Consider the following 13,132-nt stretch of genomic DNA (forward strand, 5'->3'; position numbering starts at 1 on the left):
TAATTTACAAATTAGATTGGATTAATTTACTAAGTGCTTCAAAGGCACCTTCGTTACGTTTATAATAAGTCCATTGTCCAACACGTTTGGCTTCGATAAAACCCGCGCGTTGTAAAATAGACAGGTATTCTGATACAGTTGATTGTGTCAAACCGGCTTTGGCCTGAATTTGTCCCACGCATACGCCGTGTTCAAATCCGCCATGTTCCAGCTGGCCGGGAAAGTTTATTTCAGGTTCTTTTAGCCATTCAAGCATTTGCAGTCTGGACTTGTTTGACAAGGCTTTAAAAAGTTCTATATTTTCCATGGTGCAAATATATCGACTTTTCCCGATATATCAATTAAAAAAAATATTTTTAGCATAATTTTATGATAGAGGTAGAGAAAGTTTATATTTGTTTTATGGATTAAAAATGTTCCCCAAACCAATAAACTTAATCATTTATGAAAAAAACTCTACTTATTTTAGGATTTTTATGTTGTGTAATAACCAATACAAAAGCACAGGTTGTAGGCGTTGATGTTGGAGATATCGCTCCGGAAATTGATCTGCCAAATACGAAAGGAGAAAATGTTGCACTTTCATCTTTAAGAGGTTCCTTAACTTTAATTGATTTTTGGGCTTCATGGTGCGGACCTTGTATAAAAGAACAGCCGACTTTAAAAAAGCTGTACGCAGCTTATCCAGATAAATTTTCGATTTACAGCGTTTCTATGGATACTAAAAAGCCACTTTGGCTGGCAGCCATTGCAAAAGGAAAACTGCCTTGGATACAAGTAAGTGATTTAAAATACTGGCAGTCTCCGGTTGTTGGAGCTTATATGCTTCAATCAGTTCCGTTAAACTTTTTAATAGATAAAAACGGAATCATCCTTGCTAAAAATATTCATGGAAAAGCTTTGGAAGATATGGTGAATAGTTTGCTGACAGCTAAGTGATATTTGTTTTAGACTTTATTAAAAATACTAATCATGATAAAAAAATCTATTTTTTTATTATCCATTCTCGTTTCGATACATTCTAATTCACAAACTTTAAAAACAGTTAGTAAATTAGAAACTGATCATCAAAATTGTTTAGATACTGGAATTGGAATGAGAAATTGTTCTGTTGAATTTTACTATCAATCTGATAGTCTGCTGAATGTAGTGTACAAAAAGTTAAGATTAAAATTGAGTACTGAAGAACAATCGAAGCTGAAAAAAGAGCAATTAGAATGGTTTAGATTTTCCATCAAATATTTTAAAAAAGCATATTCTGACACTAAAAAAGAAGGTTTTGAACCAGGAAGCCAGGATTTTGATATGGTTGTTTATGATTTAAAAGCTGATTATGTTTTTGTGAGAGTAAAAGAACTTATTAAACGAATTTAATTTTCAATTTTATTTATTAATGAAATCAAACCTTAATTTATTGGAGTTTCGGTCAAGATTGAAAGAAAGTATTCAAATTGGTTCTCCGAAACTAAAATTAGGACCATTTGCTGTTTTTACAATATTTGATGGAAAATCTAAACCATTTTATGGACTTTTTGATGATAAAGATTTCCGCTTAACTATAAATTATAGAGTAACTCCAACATCTTTTATAGTTAAAGGAAAATATAAGGTAGTGAATAATATACTTCACGTTAATTATGAAATTGAACCACATCCCAAATTTATTTTAGTTTGGGTAAAATATTTCCCTATTTTTTGTTTTATACTAATGAATTCATTACTCATTTCTTCTAAAAATGCGCCTCAAGAAGCATTTATAGTTGTAAATGTATTTCTAGTTTTTATGATTTTCTATTCCAGGTGGGATATTAAACGAAAAAGAAAAAACATAGAACAAAAGTTTATTGAAATTTTTGAGATTGAATAATATCTTCAAAAAAACTTAATGTTTTTTTTTAAGTTGAAAATCTTTGTCAAAGTTTCAAAATTTGACAAAGATTAACGATTTAAATTAACTTTAAACTTTAAACCTGAAACAAATAAAAACTAAATATTAATAGCTCCTTGTCCCGAAGCAATCATATAAGCTTCTTTTAGGGTTTCAGAATAAGTTGGATGAGCGTATGAAATTCTGAACATGTCTTCGTCTGTAACTTCATATTCCATTCCTATTACACCTTGGGCGATTAAATCGGCTGCGCGCGGACCAATTACATGCATGCCAAGAAGTTCGCCGTATTTAGGATCAGAAAGGATTTTAGAAAAACCATCTTTTTCCATTGCAGCTCTCGCACGTGCACTAGCTGAAAATGGAAATTTCCCAACGCGATATTCAACTCCTTTTTCTTTCAGTTCTTCTTCGGTATACCCAACAGAAGCGACTTCTGGCCAGGTATAAACAACGCCGGGAATTAATTTATAATTGATATGAGGTTTTTGCCCGTTGATAGTTTCGGCAACAAAAATGCCTTCTTCTTCGGCTTTGTGTGCAAGCATGGCTCCGGCAACAACATCGCCAATGGCATAAATATTTTCGACTTTTGTCTGGAGTTTTTCATTGGTTACGATTCTTCCTTTAGAATCAACTTCAATGTTTGTATTCTCTAGGCCTAATCCTTCTGTATAAGGTTTTCTTCCAACGGCAACCAGGCAATAATCGGCTGTAATTTCCTGCGGATTATTTGATGCATCCAAAAAGCTTACCGTTGCATTTTTGCCATTATTTTTAGCCGATTGTACTTTATGACTTAGTAAAATCTTGATACCTTGTTTGGTAAAAATCTTTTTAAGTTCTTTTCCGAGGTCTTTATCCATAGTAGGAATCAGGCTGTCAAAATATTCGATTATAGTAATTTCAACACCAATTCTTGCATAGATAGAAGCCATTTCAACCCCAATTACGCCTCCGCCGATAATAACAATGCTTTTTGGTTTTTCGGGCAGTGAAAGTGCTTCTGTTGAGGTAATAATACGTTTTTTATCAATCTCAACTCCGGGAATTGTAGCTGGTTTTGAGCCTGTTGCAATAATAAAATAAGTAGATGAAATTTTAGTAGAATTTCCGTCGTTATGCTTTACACTGATTTCTGAATTATTGATAAAAGAACCAATTCCTTCAAAAACTTCAATTTTATTTTTTTTCATTAAAAAGTTAAGTCCGGCAATATTCTGCTCTACAACTTCGCCTTTTCTTTTTATTAACTGTTGAAAATCTAAATCCAATTTTCCAGTTAGAATTCCGTGAGCTGCAAATTTAGTTTCGGCAGTATGATAATGTTCGGTGCTGTCGAGTAATGCTTTTGTGGGAATGCAGCCAACATTGGTACAGGTTCCGCCCAGGGCCTTATATTTTTCTACAAGTGCAGTTTTGTAACCAAGTTGAGAACATCGAATTGCCGATGCATAACCACCAGGGCCAGAGCCAATAACTACGATATCGAATTTTGTTTCCATAAATGAATTTTTTAGAAATTAAAAGAACATTTTTTGACTTAAATTCAGGCAATGAATATGCCTTTTTTAAAGATGTTGAAATTTAATAATTTGAAACGTATTTTGAAGAATATTTTACTGTATTTCGTTATTTAAGAAGTTACATTCATGATATTTAAAAGAATTAATGCATAAAAAAAAGTCCAAATCAATCGATTCGGACTTTTGTTCATTTTAAAATTCGTTACTCATTTTCTGAAGAAGTTTTCCTCACACCGCCAAAACTCGTTTTCATCATTTCCCTAATCTGAAATTGTGTTTTATTTCTGGTTACGCTTTTCCATTGGTCAAAATCGTAGATGTGAATTTTATCTGCATATGGATTTGTTACAAAGAAAAGTCTTGATATAGAGAATTTATAATATTTTAATTCATGTGAAATGTGGCGGTCTGGTACGATAATAAGAATCGTATCCCAATCCAGAAAATTTTTGGGAACATCCTCTCTTTCAGTTAATCCAAGAGATTCAAAAAAGGCTAGTATCTTTTGATCATTATTCTTATCGATCTTTTCGTCGATACGTTTAATGGTGCTAAGAAGCTTTTTTTCATCTTTAATAACACTCATATAATCTCTGTTTTTTAAATTTTTATATAAAATTACATCAAATCAAAATCATTTTAAAAAGTATCGCCAATAGAATGATTCTAAATTTTTAATAACCATTTTCAGCTTAATTACAGCTAGTTATTGTATAGGTTTTGATAAAATACTATTAAGGTAAGTTATTTTTATATCATAATTTTATCTTTCTAACCTAACCGCATTTTCATGAAATCTGTTACTTTTAAAATAACGCTTCTCTTTATTGTTTTTCTAATTTCCTGTTTATCATTTGCCCAAAATAAACCAGTGAGAGAATTAATTTTAATTGATAAAGACTGGCGGTTTTCATTTGGTCATTTGTATGATACAAAAAAAGATTTCGGCCATGCAGAAGGGTATTTTTCATATTTATCAAAAACTGGTTTTGGCGATGGGCCGGCGGCAAAAGATTTTGATGACCGCGCCTGGCGAAAGTTAGATTTACCGCACGATTGGGCCGTTGAACAGGATTTTAGCGAAAAAGGAAGTTTCAGTCACGGATTCAAAACAGCAGGAAAAGGTTTTCCGGAGAAAAGTATTGGCTGGTACCGAAAAAAAATCAATATTCCTGAAAGTGATAACGGAAAAATTATCAGTCTGAAATTTGACGGTGTTTTTAGAAACTCAAAAGTATTTTTTAACGGCTATTACCTCGGAACTGAACAAAGCGGTTATAACGGATTTGAATACGACGTTACGGCTTATGCTAATTATGGCGGCGAAAACACAATCGTTGTGCGTGCCGATGCTTCGATGGAAGAAGGCTGGTTTTATGAAGGAGCCGGAATTTACAGGCATGTTTATCTACAAAAAACAAATCCAATTTACGTTGTATCAAACGGAACTTATGTAACTTCTGAACTTAAAAATAATGAAGCTGAGGTTATTGTAAACGTAAGAATTGAAAATAAAGGGAATTTTGACGGTGCGATCGAAGTTGTACAGACAATTTTTGATGCTGAAGGTAAAGAAGCCGGATTTTTCCTTGAAGATGTATATGCTCCTCAATTTTATAAAACAGCCAATTATATTTCAAAATTTAATTTAAAAAGTCCGCTTTTATGGGATATTGAAAAACCTAATTTATATCGTTTGGAAACTCAAATTAGGAAAGACGGTAAATTAATTGACAGTTACGAAACTACATTCGGAATCAGAACTATTGAATTTGACCCCGAAAAAGGCTTTTTCTTAAACGGAAAATCGTTAAAGCTAAAAGGAACAAATAATCATCAGGATCATGCGGGAATTGGAACAGCACTTCCAGATGAAATTCAGTATTACCGAATTAAAAAACTAAAAGAAATGGGTTCAAATGCTTATCGTTGTTCGCATCATCCGCCAACACCCGAATTATTAAAAGCATGTGATGAACTGGGAATGCTGGTTATTGATGAAACTCGTTTGATGGGAATTAATGACTATCATTTAAATGATTTGAAGCGAATGATAGAGCGTGACCGAAATCATCCTAGTGTTTTTTGCTGGTCGGTTGGAAATGAAGAATGGAATATTGAAGGAAACATTGCAGGTGAACGTATTACAAATGTAATGCAGAATTACGCCAAAAGTATCGATCCTACAAGACCTGTAACAGTTGGAATCAGCAGCGGATTTAAAAGCGGAATTTCGTCTGTAGTAGAAATTATGGGTTACAATTATCTCGGAAACGGTGATATTGATGCGCACCGAAATCAGTTTAAAAATCAGCCGGGAATGGGAACGGAGGAAGGCTCAACGTTTGCAACACGCGGAATTTATTTTACAGATGATGCCAAACATTACCAGAGTGCTTATGACAAAAAACCTCGTCCGACTTTTTATAGTATTGAAGAAGGCTGGAAATTTTATGCAGAACGTCCTTATTTGGCTGGAATGTTTATCTGGACAGGTTTTGATTATCGCGGAGAACCAACGCCTTATGGCTGGCCATCGGTTACGTCATATTTCGGAATGATGGACGTTTGCGGTTTCCCAAAAGATAATGTGTTTTACTTAAAATCATGGTGGGAAAACAAGCCTGTTTTGCACATTATGCCGCATTGGAACTGGAGCGGAATGGAAGGTAAAGAAATCGATGTCCGGGCTTATTGAAACTGCGACGAAGTAGAACTTTTCCTGAACAACAAAAGTTTAGGAAAAAAGAAAATGGAACAAAACGGACATTTAGAATGGAAAGTGAATTATGCGCCCGGAACTGTGAAAGCGGTAGGTTATAAAAATGGTAAAAAAGTATTGACCGAAACTCAAAAAACAACCGGAAAACCAGAAAATATTAAATTATCATTAGATAAAGAAAATGTTTTAAAAGGAAATGTTTTTGTAGTCACAGTAGAAGTTACGGATAAAAATAACTTACATGCTGCCACGGCAAATGATGAAATTACCTTTTCTGTAAAAGGCGGAAAAATTTTAGGGGTTGGAAACGGCGATCCGACTTCGTTAGAAAAAGATCAGTTTCATGATACAATTTCATTAGTTCAAATAACGAATTTTCAAGAACAAAAATTAGAAAAAGCTATTTTGCCCAATGAGTTGCCAAATTATCAAGAAAACGATTGGAAAACAGCGTTTAAAGACCGTGATTATAAGAATCAGGCAGCTTCTTATATTTACAAAGGCGAATTTGATTTGAAAACTAATGCATCTTCGAATAATGTGAGCTTCTTTTATAAAAAAATAGGAACAGAAGTTTTAGTTTTCGTTAACGGTAATAAAGTAAGACCAAGTGCAGAAGATTCCCAAAAGTACATTTTAGATTCTTCAATTTTAAAAGAAGGCAAAAACACAATTCATATCGCTGCAACGCCTTTACAAAAAATAAAAGAATGGGACGTAATGAATACAGATCCCGGAATTATACAAATCATTACACCATCGGAACCCTGGAAAAGGAAGCTTTTTAATGGTTATGCACAAATTATTATTCAAAAAGATGAAAATGCAGTAGAAGTTATTTTATCCGCTTCTGCAAAAGGATTACGAGCAGGTATCTTGAAAAATTAATTTAACCGCAAGCCTAGCCTCTTTGCGTTTAAAAAACCAAAAACCAAAAACCTGAAACCAGAAACCAGAAACTTGAAACCAGAAACTTGAAACCAGAAACTTGAAACCAGAAACTTGAAACCAGAAACTTGAAACCTGAAACCAGAAACAAAAAAAAACAAAAAAGTAATATTTGATTTTCATAACTTTGCAAAATGAATAATCAGGTAGAAACTCAGAATTGCGATTTTACTTCAGATTTGAAGCTGAAGGGTTTTAAAGTATATCAGATAAACGGTGATGTAAGTAAAATCCCGGTTTACAGCCGCAGGGATTTTTATAAAATATGCATCAATACAAGTAAAAGTATTATACAATATGCCGATCGTGGAATAGAAACAGACGGAACAATTTTATTTTTCGGTAACCCGATTATACCATATTCATGGGAAACTATTTCAGAAGGATACGAAGGTTATGCCTGTGTTTTTACAGAAGAATTTCTGAAAGCAAAAGACCGCTCAGAAACACTTCAGGAATCGCCTCTGTTTAAAATTGGGGGAACACCTATTTTTCCTTTAAATGCTGACCAAAAGCTTTTTATAGATTCCTTATTTCAAAAAATGATTCAGGAATACGAAACAGACTATGTTTTTAAAGATGATTTAATGCGTAGTTACGTCAATTTGATTATTCATGAATCGATGAAAATGCAGCCGTCAGATAATTTCTTTAAACATAAAAATGCTTCGGCAAGAATTACTTCTCTGTTTTTAGAATTACTGGAAAGACAATTCCCTATAGAAACAAAAAACGAACCTCTGGCATTAAAAACACCACAGGATTATGCGCAAAGTCTGGCGGTACATGTAAACCATTTAAATCGTTCTGTAAAGGAAATTACAGGAAAACCAACAACGGCGCACATTACCGAAAGAATTATCAACGAAGCAAAAGCTTTGCTGCAGCATACCGACTGGAGTATTTCAGATATAGGTTATTCGCTTGGATTTGAATATCCGAGTTATTTCAATAATTATTTTAAAAGACTTACCGGAACGATTCCAAAATCGCTTAGAATGTAAAATTGTTTCAAATTCATAATTTTTTGTTTGAATTTTGTTATTTCCGGAAAGCATTACTGCCCTAATTTTGCTTTTGAAATTATGATACTAAAATAATTTATCAGTTTCAACAACTAAAATACTACTTCATAAAGCGGATTCTAGCTTTCTATTTTTAGTTTATAATTCTGATAATGAAATATATAAGTGATTTCAGTAAAGTCAATCTCAAAAAAATAACTAAATTTATGTCAACAAATTATTCAGCCGTTATCGAAGAAGGAAAAGTCCCTAGTGCATATATGACGGGCGACGTTTCATACAAGAAGCAAAGCAGTGATATTCATCCTGAAAATACTGTTATTAAGGAAGTTACTTTTGAACCTTGTGCAAGAAGCAACTGGCATATCAATGCAAGTCTTCATATGCTTATTGCAAAAGATGGAGTAGGTTATTATCAGGAAAGAGGAAGTGCTGCTCGTATACTTCTTAAAGATGAAGTAGTTACAATCCTGCCTGGGGTAGAACATTGGTACGGAGCGACTCCGTTTGATAAGTTTTCTTACGTTGCCATTATTACAGAAATTGATAAAGGTCACGGAACATGGTTAGAAAAAGTAACCGATGCAGAATATTTTCTTTTAAGCAGCCGTTAATTTTTTAAGCTGCCAGAAACTAAGCTGTAAAGGTTCTAAGTTTTTGAAACTTGAAACCTAAACTTGAAAGAACCTAAAATAATAAAAAAACGATATGGAAACGAAAAGTATAAAAGCCTTTGGTACAGAAGCTGCCGAGGCACCCTTAAAGACATTAGACATTCAGCGTCGTGCTGTACAGGCACATGATGTGGAAATAGAAATTTTATACTGCGGAATTTGTCACTCTGATCTTCATTCGGCAAGAAACGAATGGCGCGGAACGATTTATCCAATTGTTCCTGGACACGAAATTGTAGGACGTATTGTAAAAGTAGGCGATCACGTTAAAAATTTCAAAGTTGGAGAACTGGCAGGAGTAGGCTGTATGGTAGATTCTTGCAGAGAATGTGAGAATTGTAAAAATGATTTGGAACAATATTGTGATGAAGGAAGTGTTTTGACTTTCAATTCTCCGGATAAACATTTGGGCGGAATTCAGACTTTTGGAGGTTATTCCCAAAGTATTGTTGTGGATGAAAGTTTTGTGCTTCATATTTCAGATAAACTTGATCTTGCGGGAGTTGCACCTCTATTATGTGCCGGAATTACAACGTATTCTCCGTTAAAACACTGGAAAGTTGGGCCAGGACAAAAAGTTGGAATTGTTGGAATTGGTGGATTAGGACACATGGGAATCAAATTGGCAAAAGCAATGGGAGCACATGTTGTGGTGTTTACAACCAATTTATCTAAAACAGAAGATGCAAAACGCCTAGGTGCAGATGAAGTAGTTTTGTCTACAGATCCTGAACAAATGGCACAGCATGCAAAAAGTTTGAATTTTATTTTAGACTGCGTTTCGGCTGAGCATAATATCGATTCGTATTTAAATTTATTAAAGGTTGACGGAACCCTTACGCTAGTAGGAGCTCCGATGGATCCGCTGCCTGTAGCATCATTTAGTCTTATATTAGGAAGAAGAAGCTTTGCTGGTTCAGCAATTGGAGGAATCGCCGAAACTCAGGAAATGCTTGACTTTTGTGCAGAACATAACATCACTGCCGATATTGAAGTTATTGGTGTAAATGACGTAAACAACGCTTACGAAAGATTATTAAAAGGTGATATCAAATATCGATTTGTTATTGATATGGCTTCTTTAAAATAGGTTCAAAGCTGCAAAGGTTCAAAGGAACAAAGGTTTCTAAGGGATAAAAAATAAAAACCTTTGAAACTCTGAACCTCTGAACCTTTGTAATTTAAAAAAGCAAACCCCTCAAGCAATTCAACTCTTGAGGGGTTTTTCAAAAATAAATAATAACCAATTAAATTTATTTTACTTTTTGTCAAGATTTTGTTTAAGCATTTTAGCGTGTTCTAAATGCGCTGTCAAAGGCGCGATATTGTTAGAAGCCCACTGTTTAACATCTGCATCATGAGCATCTTTTGATGCTTTTTGAAGTTTGTCAATTGCTTTTTCGTGACCGTCGATCATCATATCGGCGAATTTTTTATCAAAATCAAGACCAGATTTTTCGTTTAGTTTGTTGTATTCTTCCTGACCTTCTTCAGTAAGAGAAGTAGGCAGTGTAAAGTTTTTGGCTTTTGCTAAAGCACTCACTTCAGATGCTGATTTAGTATGTTCGTCAACAAGCATTTTACCAAATTTTTTCACTTCTGCATTAGTACTTTTTTGTTGTGCCAATTTTCCAATTTCAATTTCAGCCAGATTAATTTCAGCCTGATCTACTAAAAACTCAGAATCATCTTCTTTACTGTCAATAGTATCAAATTTGGCTTCATTAGCATCTTCCGCAACTTCTTTCGGATCTTCCTGCTTAGTTTCATTTTTACACGAATTCAGGAATATAAGAATAAGTCCTGCTCCTAAAATTGCTTTACTGGCTAATAATATCTTTTTCATGATTTTATAGTTTAAATGTTATGATGTAAAATTATTCAGAAGCCGTAAGAATTACTTACAGGATTTTGAGAGATTGTTATATGATTTGGATGCTGAGGTAATAAACCAGTATTATTATTTAATTTTTGATTTAAATTATTCAGTATAGTGGTTATATTAATTTCCTTATTATGGATTTCCATAAAGAAGGTTAGTTATAATGTTGAATATTTGTCTTTTTAATTATTTAAACTTAAAACGTTTCACATGAAGAAAATTTTATTCCCTCTAATTATTGTAATGTTCTTTTCTTGCAATAACACGAAAAGTGATAATGTAGCTATAGTGGAAAAAGGCATTACACAAAAACAAATTGTAGTTGATCTTAAGCTAATCGCTGGAAAAAATAAAATAGAGGTAGACAAGGTTCTTGGAAAATCTGATAAGGTGGAATCATTTTCTGCAAGAAGTACACCTTGTAAAAATACCCCATGTGAAAAAGCTTATTATCAAAAAGATAAGTTTGAAATTATATTTGTAAATGGGAAAGCAGATTGGATCACAATTAATAATTTGTTGGAATATGATTTAACCGAAGATAATATTGAAATACTTGGACTTCAGTTTACTACGTCATATTTTAATAATCCGCAAAATTTAATAAGATGGAAAAATATAGAAAATATAAATGAGATTAATTTTTTTAGTGATGGATCAGGTAGAATTTCTTATGCATATATAAAGGTGCAAACAGAATAAAAGCAATTTTTTTATGGTTGCTATAAATAGAAATTAAAAGAAATATAAAATATTACTTTTTTAAATCCCATTCGTACTGCGAATGGGATTTTTGTTTTTAAATCTCAACAATATTGACCTAAAGCTAACATTTAAAAATTAAAGTCTAAAATCGTACAATTCTAATTATGAAAGTTCAAACCAAAATTGTATAACAGAAAAATCTTTCTTTTTGAGAACTTTGATATCAACATACAAACTAATTTTTATTAACCTAAAAATCAAAGTCATGCCAGATCCAAGAATTAAGAACGAAGCGCAATATGAAGCACTCGTTAAAAAAGGTTATAGTAAAGAGAAATCGGCGCGAATAGCAAACACGCCAAATGCAGGAGAAAAAGGTGGAAAAGCAAAGCCTTATGAAGAATGGACAAAAGAAGAACTCTATGAACAGGCTAAAAAAGTTGGTGTTCAGGGGCGCTCTTATATGAATAAAAAAAGTTTGATAAAATCTTTAAGAACTAATTAAAATAAAATGCTGCAGATTTCACAGATTCTCTGAGATGAGGTGATAGAAGAATGAATAGGAAAATCTTTTGAATCTGTGAATCCCGCTAAAGGGAGTGGCAAAAAATAAAACGACCATGAATACCGCCAGAACTCAAAAATTGTTGACACAGCTTATTAAAACACCGCATTTGGTGTTAGAAAAGCTGGAATTAGTATATGTCAACAATCAAAATTTACCAATTGAAAGATGCCAGGGAGAAGATGGTTTTATTTATAAAAAAAATGGGCGCTGTATAAAACAAAAAAGTGAAATAAAACGCTTTAACAGCTTAGTCCTGCCTCCAGCTTGGGTAAATGTAAAAATAAGCGATTTATCAAACGGCCATTTACAAGCAGTAGGAGTAGATGTAAAAAACAGAAAACAATATCGATATCATCCAAAGTGGAATTTAATCCGTAATCAAACCAAATTTTACAAAATTGCCGAATTCGGACAAAAGCTTCCTTCTATACGTAAACAGGTTGATATCGATCTTGAAAGAAAAGAATGGTCTAAAGAAAAAGTAGTTGCGCTTGTAATACGATTAATGGAAGAAACGCATATACGTATTGGAAATGAAAAATATGCCAAAAATAATAAATCCTACGGGCTTTCTACTTTGCGAAAAAGACACATTAATATCAATAAAAATTCACTTCGGTTTGAATTCATTGGAAAAAAAGGAAAACAACACACGATTACAACCCGAAACAAACAATTAATTAAGCTAGTAAGCAGATGCGAAGAAATTCCGGGTTGGGAAGTTTTTAAATATTACGATAAAAACGGCGAAAAAAAGGTTTTAGACAGCCATATGGTAAATGAATATCTGCATAATATTTCGGGCGAATATTTCAGTGCTAAAGATTTCAGAACGTGGGCAGCCTCAATTATATTTTTTGAAAATCTGATGGAACTAGGCGTTACATCAAATGAAAAAGAAATCAAAAAAAACATTGTTATGGCTTATGATGCCACAGCCGAAGCACTTGGAAATACAAGAAATGTCTGCAAGAATTATTACGTTCATCCGCTTTTAGTTTCAACTTACGAAGATGGATCAATTCAGCAGTATTTTGATAAAGTTAAAAAAAGCCGAAGCACGAAAAAATACTTTTCACGAACTGAAAGTGCCTTTGCAGAATTGATAGGGAATTACCAGGTCAATTTATTGTAAAATAAACGAATAGAGTTAATGCATCTCTTAAAAAGCATAAGTTTAAAAACAAACAAAAA

15 protein-coding genes and 1 pseudogene are annotated in these 13,132 nt (G+C 33.1%); 12 read left to right on the forward strand and 4 right to left on the reverse strand.

The window, feature by feature from the left end; genetic code table 11:
• Window positions 1–4: 4 nt before the first annotated feature.
• Complete coding sequence (locus BUC29_RS05960) at window positions 5–307, reverse strand: ArsR/SmtB family transcription factor (protein WP_073414322.1); 303 nt, start codon at window positions 305–307, stop codon at window positions 5–7.
• A gap of 137 nt (window positions 308–444) precedes the next feature.
• On the opposite strand from BUC29_RS05960, the gene BUC29_RS05965 reads away from it, so the two are divergent.
• The 3 genes from BUC29_RS05965 to BUC29_RS05975 are packed head-to-tail and all read left to right on the forward strand — an operon-like array spanning window position 445 to window position 1,867.
• Window positions 445–939, forward strand: coding sequence for a TlpA family protein disulfide reductase (locus BUC29_RS05965; RefSeq protein ID WP_073414324.1), 495 nt, complete (start codon window positions 445–447; stop codon window positions 937–939).
• Window positions 940–972: 33 nt separating this feature from the next.
• A complete protein-coding gene (locus tag BUC29_RS05970) occupies window positions 973–1,374 on the forward strand; it encodes a lysozyme inhibitor LprI family protein (protein WP_073414326.1) in 402 nt (133 codons plus the stop codon).
• Between the two features lie 19 nt (window positions 1,375–1,393).
• Complete coding sequence (locus BUC29_RS05975) at window positions 1,394–1,867, forward strand: hypothetical protein (RefSeq protein ID WP_073414328.1); 474 nt, start codon at window positions 1,394–1,396, stop codon at window positions 1,865–1,867.
• A gap of 119 nt (window positions 1,868–1,986) precedes the next feature.
• Here BUC29_RS05975 and lpdA read toward each other — a convergent pair whose 3' ends face one another.
• Window positions 1,987–3,393, reverse strand: a complete 1,407-nt coding sequence (gene lpdA / locus BUC29_RS05980) for a dihydrolipoyl dehydrogenase (protein ID WP_073414330.1) — start codon at window positions 3,391–3,393, stop codon at window positions 1,987–1,989.
• Window positions 3,394–3,616: 223 nt separating this feature from the next.
• Window positions 3,617–4,000 (reverse strand): hypothetical protein, encoded by a 384-nt coding sequence (locus BUC29_RS05985; RefSeq protein ID WP_073414332.1) that lies wholly within the window; start codon window positions 3,998–4,000, stop codon window positions 3,617–3,619.
• A 204-nt stretch (window positions 4,001–4,204) separates the two neighbouring features.
• Here BUC29_RS05985 and BUC29_RS05990 point away from each other — a divergent pair, with 204 nt between their 5' ends.
• The 6 genes and pseudogenes from BUC29_RS05990 to BUC29_RS06010 all read left to right on the forward strand — a co-directional run bounded on the left by BUC29_RS05990 (window position 4,205) and on the right by BUC29_RS06010 (window position 9,873).
• A complete protein-coding gene (locus tag BUC29_RS05990; protein ID WP_244160779.1) occupies window positions 4,205–6,112 on the forward strand; it encodes a glycoside hydrolase family 2 TIM barrel-domain containing protein in 1,908 nt (635 codons plus the stop codon).
• 12 nt (window positions 6,113–6,124) lie between these two features.
• Window positions 6,125–6,241 (forward strand): annotated as a pseudogene (locus tag BUC29_RS21820) (DUF4982 domain-containing protein); the annotation flags it as partial.
• On the forward strand, window positions 6,218–7,024 hold the full coding sequence (locus BUC29_RS21825; protein ID WP_394332988.1) for a hypothetical protein: 807 nt from the start codon (window positions 6,218–6,220) through the stop codon (window positions 7,022–7,024). The pseudogene BUC29_RS21820 and the gene BUC29_RS21825, both read left to right, overlap by 24 nt.
• Before the next feature lie 194 nt (window positions 7,025–7,218).
• Window positions 7,219–8,088, forward strand: coding sequence for a helix-turn-helix domain-containing protein (locus BUC29_RS06000; protein ID WP_073414336.1), 870 nt, complete (start codon window positions 7,219–7,221; stop codon window positions 8,086–8,088).
• 227 nt (window positions 8,089–8,315) lie between these two features.
• Complete coding sequence (locus BUC29_RS06005; protein ID WP_073414908.1) at window positions 8,316–8,723, forward strand: cupin domain-containing protein; 408 nt, start codon at window positions 8,316–8,318, stop codon at window positions 8,721–8,723.
• A 94-nt stretch (window positions 8,724–8,817) separates the two neighbouring features.
• Complete coding sequence (locus BUC29_RS06010; RefSeq protein ID WP_073414338.1) at window positions 8,818–9,873, forward strand: NAD(P)-dependent alcohol dehydrogenase; 1,056 nt, start codon at window positions 8,818–8,820, stop codon at window positions 9,871–9,873.
• A gap of 168 nt (window positions 9,874–10,041) precedes the next feature.
• Here the strand turns inward: BUC29_RS06010 and BUC29_RS06020 are convergent, their stop codons facing one another.
• Window positions 10,042–10,629 (reverse strand): DUF4142 domain-containing protein, encoded by a 588-nt coding sequence (locus BUC29_RS06020; RefSeq protein WP_073414342.1) that lies wholly within the window; start codon window positions 10,627–10,629, stop codon window positions 10,042–10,044.
• A gap of 246 nt (window positions 10,630–10,875) precedes the next feature.
• Here BUC29_RS06020 and BUC29_RS06025 point away from each other — a divergent pair, with 246 nt between their 5' ends.
• The 3 genes from BUC29_RS06025 to BUC29_RS06035 all read left to right on the forward strand — a co-directional run bounded on the left by BUC29_RS06025 (window position 10,876) and on the right by BUC29_RS06035 (window position 13,073).
• Window positions 10,876–11,367: a hypothetical protein gene (locus tag BUC29_RS06025; protein ID WP_073414344.1), complete on the forward strand. Its 492-nt coding sequence runs from the start codon at window positions 10,876–10,878 to the stop codon at window positions 11,365–11,367.
• A 268-nt stretch (window positions 11,368–11,635) separates the two neighbouring features.
• Window positions 11,636–11,875 (forward strand): DUF7218 family protein, encoded by a 240-nt coding sequence (locus BUC29_RS06030; protein WP_073414346.1) that lies wholly within the window; start codon window positions 11,636–11,638, stop codon window positions 11,873–11,875.
• 115 nt (window positions 11,876–11,990) lie between these two features.
• On the forward strand, window positions 11,991–13,073 hold the full coding sequence (locus tag BUC29_RS06035) for a DNA topoisomerase IB (RefSeq protein ID WP_073414910.1): 1,083 nt from the start codon (window positions 11,991–11,993) through the stop codon (window positions 13,071–13,073).
• Window positions 13,074–13,132 lie beyond the last annotated feature (59 nt).

The sequence above is a fragment of the Flavobacterium defluvii genome (genome assembly GCF_900129555.1).
Taxonomy (GTDB): Bacteria; Bacteroidota; Bacteroidia; order Flavobacteriales; family Flavobacteriaceae; genus Flavobacterium; species Flavobacterium defluvii.

Bases quoted from the DNA above. Each gene is read 5' to 3' on its own strand.
- BUC29_RS05960 (WP_073414322.1), bottom strand. From the start codon at position 307: ATGGAAAATATAGAACTTTTTAAAGCCTTGTCAAACAAGTCCAGACTG.
- BUC29_RS05965 (WP_073414324.1), top strand. From the start codon at position 445: ATGAAAAAAACTCTACTTATTTTAGGATTTTTATGTTGTGTAATAACC.
- BUC29_RS05970 (WP_073414326.1), top strand. From the start codon at position 973: ATGATAAAAAAATCTATTTTTTTATTATCCATTCTCGTTTCGATACAT.
- BUC29_RS05975 (WP_073414328.1), top strand. From the start codon at position 1,394: ATGAAATCAAACCTTAATTTATTGGAGTTTCGGTCAAGATTGAAAGAA.
- lpdA (WP_073414330.1), bottom strand. From the start codon at position 3,393: ATGGAAACAAAATTCGATATCGTAGTTATTGGCTCTGGCCCTGGTGGT.
- BUC29_RS05985 (WP_073414332.1), bottom strand. From the start codon at position 4,000: ATGAGTGTTATTAAAGATGAAAAAAAGCTTCTTAGCACCATTAAACGT.
- BUC29_RS05990 (WP_244160779.1), top strand. From the start codon at position 4,205: ATGAAATCTGTTACTTTTAAAATAACGCTTCTCTTTATTGTTTTTCTA.
- BUC29_RS06000 (WP_073414336.1), top strand. From the start codon at position 7,219: ATGAATAATCAGGTAGAAACTCAGAATTGCGATTTTACTTCAGATTTG.
- BUC29_RS06005 (WP_073414908.1), top strand. From the start codon at position 8,316: ATGTCAACAAATTATTCAGCCGTTATCGAAGAAGGAAAAGTCCCTAGT.
- BUC29_RS06010 (WP_073414338.1), top strand. From the start codon at position 8,818: ATGGAAACGAAAAGTATAAAAGCCTTTGGTACAGAAGCTGCCGAGGCA.
- BUC29_RS06020 (WP_073414342.1), bottom strand. From the start codon at position 10,629: ATGAAAAAGATATTATTAGCCAGTAAAGCAATTTTAGGAGCAGGACTT.
- BUC29_RS06025 (WP_073414344.1), top strand. From the start codon at position 10,876: ATGAAGAAAATTTTATTCCCTCTAATTATTGTAATGTTCTTTTCTTGC.
- BUC29_RS06030 (WP_073414346.1), top strand. From the start codon at position 11,636: ATGCCAGATCCAAGAATTAAGAACGAAGCGCAATATGAAGCACTCGTT.
- BUC29_RS06035 (WP_073414910.1), top strand. From the start codon at position 11,991: ATGAATACCGCCAGAACTCAAAAATTGTTGACACAGCTTATTAAAACA.